This window comes from Vibrio nigripulchritudo ATCC 27043, assembly GCF_000222685.1.
Taxonomy (GTDB): domain Bacteria; phylum Pseudomonadota; class Gammaproteobacteria; order Enterobacterales; family Vibrionaceae; genus Vibrio; species Vibrio nigripulchritudo.
The window spans coordinates 1-7562 of sequence record NZ_AFWJ01000096.1 but is presented as its reverse complement, the minus strand read 5'-3'; the positions used below and the strand labels follow the sequence as shown (position 1 = coordinate 7562).

The window sequence follows — 7562 nt, the reverse complement described above, 5'->3', positions numbered from 1 at the left end:
GACGCCGCAAGACGCCATTGCAAAGGGCATTAAGCTGCTGCCACAGGAGATTTCTGTCATGCCTGATATGACAGTCGCAGAGAACATTTGTCTGGGCGACTTACCCGAGAAGTCTGGGTTTATCAAAACCCTGGATTACGACGCTATGAACGGAAAAACGCTGAGGTTACTCAAGCAACTCGGGGTTTCAAACATTAAGCCGGATAGCTTGGTGTCTGTGCTCACTACTCAGCAAAAACGCATTGTGGAACTGGCGCGTGCGCTGGATGGCGAGGCAAAAGTGATCGTACTGGATGAACCAACAGCATCACTCAACCGAAACGAATCTCAAGCCCTGTTTGAATCGATTCGCGAACTGAGCAACAGAGGAGTAAGCATCGTGTTTATTTCTCACTATCTTGATGAAGTGTTTGAGATTTCTGATCGCATAGCCGTGTTGCGTGACGGGCAGATGATCGGCAGTTATGCCAAAGAAGAAACCAGCGTGGATGAAGTACTTAACGCTATGCTGGGAACCACAACCGGACCGCTTTTCCCTGATTCTGATGACACTAAAGGAGAGCCCATTTTCTCACTTTCTAATATGCAGGTTCCGGGACACATCAACGAGCTTACATTTCAATTGCGGGAAGGCGAGATTGTCGGTCTGTTCGGGTTGATTGGATCAGGGCTGGAATATTTTGGTCAGGCAATTTTCGACAGCAAAGCGCTGGGCGGAACGATGGATCTTAAGGTCAGGGGAAAAAGAGTTCATACCCAAGACCCGCAAACAGCAATTCGGGCAGGCATTGGCTTGGTGTCGGCAGAGCGCAAACGCGATGGCATTATTCCCGATATGTCAGTTGCACGAAATATGACGTTAGCTCACATCCATCAGTTTACTCAGAACACATCCATTGTGGATCGAGAAAAAGAGAAAACATTGGTCACACGCTGGATTGATAATTTAGGAATAAAGCTGGCTGATCTAGAACAGGAAATTCGTTTTCTTTCAGGAGGAAACCAGCAGAAGGTGTGTCTTGCGCGCTGGCTGGTTTCTGGCATTAAGGTGCTGATCTTGGAAGAACCCACCCGAGGCGTCGATATTGGCGCTAAGAAAGATATTTACCGATGCCTGCGCGATCTTGCAGAAGAAGGTGTCGCCATTGTTGTGACTTCTACCGATGCCGAGGAAATTGCCGGCATTGCAGACAGAAAAATGGTGCTCGCACACGGAGATGTGGTGTTGGACACGAATAACGATATTACGGTGCATGAATTGATGCACGCCGCTGCCACGCACCACAAAGCGTTGCATTAGTTGGAGTAGGACATGGAATTAATGAAAAAAAGTCAGCCCAATTCAATTAAACCAGAGGGTGATTCCTGGCTTCGCTCTCTATTAGTCGGGCAGTGGGCAAGCTTGATCGTACTGGCATTCTTTTATGCGTGCATTTTGGTGACGTTTTCCACTTTGTCCCCTTGGTTTCTGAGTTATGACAATTTAATGAGCATTGGCACCAACATGGCTGTTGTTGGTTTAATGGCAGCCGCGGGCACGCCTTTGATGATTGCTGGCGGGCTGGATCTTTCTGTGGCTGCAGTCGCTGGGCTCTCTGGTGTAACCGTGTCTATGGTTTATGAGAGCTATGGAAACATCTGGCTTGGCTGTGGCGTCGGTTTAGTGCTTGGTGCGGTTTGCGGCTATATCAACGGTTACTTCGCAACACGGCTCCAGCTCAACCCATTGATCGTCACACTTGGCACCATGAGTATTTTTACGGGTACTGCATTGGTAATGACGGGCGGGCTTTCTAAACCTTTACTCGATGACGCATTTCAGTTTATTGGAAACGGCCAGATCGCCAGTGTTCCAGTGCCCTTCATCCTTTTAGTCTTAATCGTCGCCGTAATCTGGTTTGTACTGGCGAAAACCCGATATGGCAGATATGTCTACGCCTGCGGTGGCAACCAGGAAGCCAGTTATCTTGCTGGGGTCCCTGTGGTGGGTACACAGATGCTTTGGTACATCATGTCAGGTTTAGCCGGAGCCTTAGCTGGCATTGTACTCGCTTCTATGCTGGGGGCGAGTGCTCCCGATGCGGCTGGGCAGAGCCTTCTCACGGTAGTTGCCGCCATTATTTTAGGCGGGACCAGTCTCAAAGGTGGTGTTGGCAGCGTGTGGGGAACGCTGATCGCTGTGTTACTGTTAGGCACATTAAATAATGGCTTGACGCTAATGAATGTTTCGAGTTTCTGGCAAGACATCACTCGCGGAGCAGTATTGCTTTTGGCAGTTGGTGTGGATGCCATTCGAAGAAAAGCGTTGGCGTAATGAGAACGGAAAACGGAATGCACATTGACTCTTACAAATCCATAGAAGCGTCTTCAGTTTCAGAAGCAGTAGCAAAGTACATTCTGGAACAGATCCAGACAGGGAACTTTGCGGCGGGAGAGCGTTTACCCACCGAAAGAGAAATTTCCAACGCCTTGGAAGTCTCTCGCCCAAGCGTAAGAGAAGCGTTGAGAGGGTTAGCGATTTTAGGGGTAGTACAAAGCAAACAGGGAGGCGGCGCTTACGTGTCTTCACTGGATGCGTTTGAACTGCTCAGCCCGCTCCAGTTTTACATGACGTTAGAGAAACTGAGTGTCGACCAGCTCTATGACGCACGGGTGGTGATTGAGTGCGGAATTGTTGAATCGGCGAGTGTGTTGATTCAGGAACCAGATTTAAATCGCCTGAACGATTTGATTCAGCAGCAATGCGAAGCGACGGACGACCCATCGCTATTTCGAAAGCTGGATACCGAATTTCACCGAGTGATTGCCAATGCGTCCGGTAACCCATTTATGCAGCGCATGTCTGAGAGTTTAAATGTGCTTGGCATGGGATATCGAAAAATGGCGAGTGAGACTCCGAACCTTATCCAGCGCAGTATCGAAGATCATAAGTTGATCGTCGAAGCACTCACGCTGCGAAATGCCGAAATGGCAAAGTCTGCGATGAGGCTGCACATGGAACATGTTCGTATCTCGACCCGAGAGTCTGTCGCAAACGAATAGAATTAAACAGGAGAAAAAGATGTCCAAGGAAGGATCAACGAATGCAGGAGCAACCATTGCAGTAATTGGAACAGGGTGGTGGGCGACCTTTAACCACATTCCTGCACTGGAGCAAAACCCATCGGTTAAACGAATTATTGCGGTAGATAAAGACCAAGAACGCCTGAAGATTGTAGCGGACAAGTTTCAAATCGATGCTACTTACACCGATGTCGAAGCCATGCTGGAGCAGGAAAGCGTTGATGGTGTCGTGGTCAGTTCTCCTCACACGGCGCACTTTGCCTGTGCCAAACCGTGCTTACAAAAAGGCATTCCCTGTATTATCGAAAAGCCCCTGACAGCAGACATCAAACAGGCGAGGGAACTGGTTTCCCTTGCAGAATCAAACAACACATTCATCACCATGCCTCATGGTTGGAACTTTGCTGAGTTTACTCATTCAGCAAAAGCGCTGGTTTCTCAGGGCAAGATTGGTCAGGTCTCTCACGTTGTCTGTCAGATGGCATCACCTCTCGCGGACTTGTTCAACGGCGAAGAAATGGTCGACACAGAGTCGCATCTTTTCAGACCGCCTACCTCTACTTGGTCTGACCCCAATAACGCAGGGGGATACGGTTGGGGCCAGCTTACTCATGCGCTTGGTCTTCTATTTGAAATCGCGGATCTCACACCAGCCGACGTGATAGCCAAACAAACGCAGTCTAAAGCAGGCGTCGACTATTACGATGCCGCCATTGTCTCGACAAATGAGAGGGCGTTGGTGAGTTTATCCGGAGCCTCGACCATGCCTAAACACAAGGGCTTTATGCTGGACATTCGAATTTTTGGCACCGAAGGCGTACTCACGGTTGATATCGAGCGACCTCGTGTGTCAGTTTTCCGCCATGACGGACAGGATGAAGAAATCGAACTAGGGTCTGGCGCGACAGATTACGATGGCATGCTGCCAATACATCACTTTGTGGATTTGTGTTCGGGCGATAATGGCGAAATATACGCGTCAGGCACGGTAGGCATGAAGTCGGTTGCGGTGCTGGATGCCATGTATCGCTCGTTTTCTAGCGGAAAAACGGAAGGAGTCTGATATGCGCTTGTCACTCACATCATGGTCGATGCCGCAATGCAGTCTGGATGAAGCGTGTGCAATCAGTAACGCGCTGGGTATCGGTAGTCTGGATATCGGTTACTTTTATCGTTCAGCAATCGATAAATCCGCAGTGCTTTCATCACCAGACACTTACGCCAAAACCATTAAAGAACTGCCACTTGATGTTCCTTGTCTTTATCACCTGTTTGGCGAATCTCTGGAAGACTGGAATCTGGCGCTGGCGTCTTCGCTCGCCAAGAATAAACAGGATTTCAGCAAGGTACTGGAATTCTGCCAGCAGGCAGGTATTGAAACGGCGTTTATCCTCCCTGGGGTGGTTAATCCCGGACAAACGCGAGGCGATGCGATAAAACAGAGCGCAGAAAACCTCAATGTACTGGTTGAGATGTCTAAAGGGACGGGTGTTCAGGTCGCCATTGAGCCTCATGTTCACTCGTGCATTGAATCGCCTGCCCAAACCGAAGCCTTATTGGATGAAGTAGAGGGACTAAAGCTGGTTTTGGATCATGCTCATTACGTCTGTTTGGGCTATCGTCAGGAAGAAATCGACCTATTACTCGCGCATGCCGCGCATATCCATCTTCGTCAGGCAAAAATGGGCTATCTGCAAACTCGTCTGGAGCAGGGCACAATCAACTATCTCGATGTATTTGCGCAGTTAGCCGCCTTGAATTACCAAGGCTATTTGGCGCTGGAATACGTACATCAAGACTACATGGGAACGCTGCATGAAGATGTGCTTTCAGAAACCATCAAGCTGAGAGATGTATTTTCTAACTGGAAAGAAGCGGCTCATGGTTAAACGCAAAACATTTTCAGAAACGCTTACCGAAGCGGATATCCTTGCGGACCAGTTTTCGACGCCTTGGGATGCGCCAACCATTCCGCCTTTTCCGTTTTCGTTTCGCAATGTAGAAGTACTGACGTTTACCTACCGAACCACGCAACAGGCGATCGCAGGCTTGCTGCCCCCTCCGCTTGAGGTTACAGGCGATGTGGTGATGGTACACATCTATCGAATGAACGACACCGACTACATCGGGGACTATCGTGAGTCCAATGTCATGGTCGGTGCCAGTTTGCCGAATGCTAATTTTCCAAATAAAGAACATAGCGGCGCATATTCGCCTTACCTTTTTCTGAACTCAGAAGTGGGCGTCTGCCATGGTCGGGAAGTGCATGGTCAACCTAAAAAACTCGGATCTCCGGATATTCAGTTTCGGGGTGATCTGATGGTCGGGACGATCTCCCGAAACGGAATCGACATTTTCACTGGAACACTCGCATACAAGCAGCAAAAAGACGAAATCGAATCGTTAAGCGAATACATGGATTTTGCCACCAACATTAATTTAAAAGCGGTAAATCATATCGACGGCAAGCCTGCAATTCGACAGCTGACTTCCCGCAAGCTGGCAAACGTAAGAGTGACGGAGTGTTGGTCGGGTCCTTGTACTGTAGAGCTGAGACCCAATGCGCAGGCACCTCTGTTTCGTCTGCCAGTGGTCGAAATGCTGCAGGGGTTTTACTGGAAGGGTGATTTTGACCTGGTAAAGGGTGAAGTCATCTACGACTATTTAGAAAACGAAAAGTAAAGATATAACGAAATCAGGGACTTCACTGCTATTGCTTAGTGAAGGTGGGTTTTTGCACCCTAAATTTAAGGAATGAATCATGAAAAGCTACGCGTGGGTTTTGGAAGTCAGACCCGGATACGAAGAAGAATACAAAAAGCGCCATGATGAGATTTGGCCTGAAATGAGTGAAGAACTTACAAAGTCGGGCATCACTAATTATCAGATTTTTCGTCATGGTTTGACACTGTTCGGCTATTTCGAAACGGATGATCTGCAAAAAACCATCAACTATCTCAGTAACAGTGAGGTGAATGCCAAATGGGGCGCTTATATGACACCAATTATGAAGATAGAAGTGGATACGCAAACTGGTTTCCCGTTTTTACTACCCAATCAGTTTTCATTTAAGGCATAAGGAGAGGTGCAATGGATTTTTCAAGCAGAGTCGTACTGGTCACAGGGGCAAGCCGTGGTCTTGGCGAAGCAACAGCAAAGCTGCTGGCGAAGAAAGGGGCTGCCGTCACCATTATTTCGAATGAACCATCAAAGCTCGGAAAAGTGGAGAGCGCTATTATTGAAAGCGGAGGACGTTGCCTTGCGTTAACCTGTGATGTGAAAGATAGAGAAGCCGTCCAAAGCGTGGTCGATCAAACCGTCGAAAAATTTGGAAAAATCACCGATCTGGTCAATAACGCTGGGGTCATTCAGCCATTAGCTTTGATCGAAGATACCGATTCAGACGCATGGAAGCAGTGTGTTTCCACCCACATTTTCGGCAGTTTTCATTGTGTAAAGGCTGTTATACCTCATTTCAAACAACAAGCCGACTCAAGCATCATCAACATCAGCTCAGGTGCTTCCGAAGTGCCGCTCGACGGTTGGAGCGGTTACAACTGTGGTAAAGCGGCACTCAAAATATTCTCTTCAGTGTTGCATCAGGAAGTCAACGAATACGGCATTCGTGTCTACAGCTTAAGACCGGGTGGTGTGAACTCCCGAATGCAGGACGAAATTCGCGCCGCCAAGATCAACGACATTCCGCATGCGAACATTCCGAAAGAAAACCTTATGCCTCCGATTCATGCCGCCAAAGGCATCACAAGGCTGATTCGCGATACTGAAAAACAATACAACGGACAGGAGCTTGATGTCAGACACCCCCCTTTAATCGGAGATTTTGAGAACGAGGATGAGGGGTTATGAGTGAAAAGAAACGAGTAGTCTGTACGGACTATACCTTCCCAAATCTGGACATCGAAAAAGCGGTGTTGGAAGAGCAGGGCTACGAGCTCGAAGCGTACCAATGTCGGTCCGAAGAGGAAGTCTGTTCAGTCGTTAAAAATGCAGACGCAGTGTTGGTTCAGTTTGCTCCGTTTGGTCGAAAGGCTGTAAACGCAGTTAATCCGGGTACAACTGTGGTTCGGTACGGTGTGGGTTACGACAATATTGATGTGTTATCTGGGCACGAGCATGGTTTAAAACTCGCTTACGTTCCGGATTACTGCACCAACGAAGTCGCGGATCATACCGCCAGCTTGCTTCTAATGTGCCTTCGCAAGAATGTTGCTTTCGACCAGTCGATTAGAGACGGCTACTGGAGAGCGGTGGAAGTCGGAGGTGAACTGAAACCGTTTGAAGAAACCACTGTCGGCTTTTTCGGTTTCGGTCGCATCGGCAAAGCGGTGTTAGACAGGTTAAAACCTTTTGGTTTTCATTTTCTGGTCTGCGACCCACTGATGACGGAGCGCGAAGCAGAATCGCTTGGTGTGACCTTATCGAGTTCTGACGAATTCTGGTCATCCGCTGATGCGTATACGCTTCATGCGCCCGCGACG

The 7562-nt window shown here is 48.6% G+C and carries 9 protein-coding genes; all 9 read left to right on the top strand.

What is annotated here, in order from left to right:
- On the top strand, nt 1-1300 hold a 1300-nt coding region (locus tag RH89_RS09665; RefSeq protein WP_004401451.1), incomplete at its 5' end, for a sugar ABC transporter ATP-binding protein.
- A 12-nt stretch (nt 1301-1312) separates the two neighbouring features.
- A complete protein-coding gene (locus RH89_RS09660; protein ID WP_004401449.1) occupies nt 1313-2314 on the top strand; it encodes an ABC transporter permease in 1002 nt (333 codons plus the stop codon).
- Between the two features lie 17 nt (nt 2315-2331).
- A complete protein-coding gene (locus tag RH89_RS09655) occupies nt 2332-3042 on the top strand; it encodes a FadR/GntR family transcriptional regulator (RefSeq protein WP_038123755.1) in 711 nt (236 codons plus the stop codon).
- A gap of 19 nt (nt 3043-3061) precedes the next feature.
- On the top strand, nt 3062-4126 hold the full coding sequence (locus RH89_RS09650; RefSeq protein WP_004401445.1) for a Gfo/Idh/MocA family protein: 1065 nt from the start codon (nt 3062-3064) through the stop codon (nt 4124-4126).
- 1 nt (nt 4127) lies between these two features.
- Entirely contained in the window at nt 4128-4952 is an 825-nt protein-coding gene (locus RH89_RS09645; protein ID WP_004401442.1) for a sugar phosphate isomerase/epimerase family protein, read from the top strand.
- Nucleotides 4945-5745, top strand: coding sequence for an acetoacetate decarboxylase family protein (locus tag RH89_RS09640; protein ID WP_004401440.1), 801 nt, complete (start codon nt 4945-4947; stop codon nt 5743-5745). The genes RH89_RS09645 and RH89_RS09640 overlap by 8 nt, the downstream gene beginning before the upstream one ends.
- Nucleotides 5746-5824: 79 nt before the next feature.
- Nucleotides 5825-6142: an L-rhamnose mutarotase gene (locus RH89_RS09635; RefSeq protein ID WP_004401439.1), complete on the top strand. Its 318-nt coding sequence runs from the start codon at nt 5825-5827 to the stop codon at nt 6140-6142.
- Nucleotides 6143-6153: 11 nt separating this feature from the next.
- On the top strand, nt 6154-6930 hold the full coding sequence (locus tag RH89_RS09630) for an SDR family oxidoreductase (protein ID WP_004401437.1): 777 nt from the start codon (nt 6154-6156) through the stop codon (nt 6928-6930).
- Nucleotides 6927-7562 (top strand): NAD(P)-dependent oxidoreductase (locus RH89_RS09625; RefSeq protein ID WP_004401435.1); only part of this gene is annotated, 636 nt, incomplete at its 3' end. The genes RH89_RS09630 and RH89_RS09625, both read left to right, overlap by 4 nt.

Coding starts and splice junctions, on each gene's coding strand:
- RH89_RS09630 (WP_004401437.1), top strand. CDS start 6,154: ATGGATTTTTCAAGCAGAGTCGTACTGGTCACAGGGGCAAGCCGTGGT.
- RH89_RS09635 (WP_004401439.1), top strand. CDS start 5,825: ATGAAAAGCTACGCGTGGGTTTTGGAAGTCAGACCCGGATACGAAGAA.
- RH89_RS09640 (WP_004401440.1), top strand. CDS start 4,945: ATGGTTAAACGCAAAACATTTTCAGAAACGCTTACCGAAGCGGATATC.
- RH89_RS09645 (WP_004401442.1), top strand. CDS start 4,128: ATGCGCTTGTCACTCACATCATGGTCGATGCCGCAATGCAGTCTGGAT.
- RH89_RS09655 (WP_038123755.1), top strand. CDS start 2,332: ATGCACATTGACTCTTACAAATCCATAGAAGCGTCTTCAGTTTCAGAA.
- RH89_RS09660 (WP_004401449.1), top strand. CDS start 1,313: ATGGAATTAATGAAAAAAAGTCAGCCCAATTCAATTAAACCAGAGGGT.
- RH89_RS09650 (WP_004401445.1), top strand. CDS start 3,062: ATGTCCAAGGAAGGATCAACGAATGCAGGAGCAACCATTGCAGTAATT.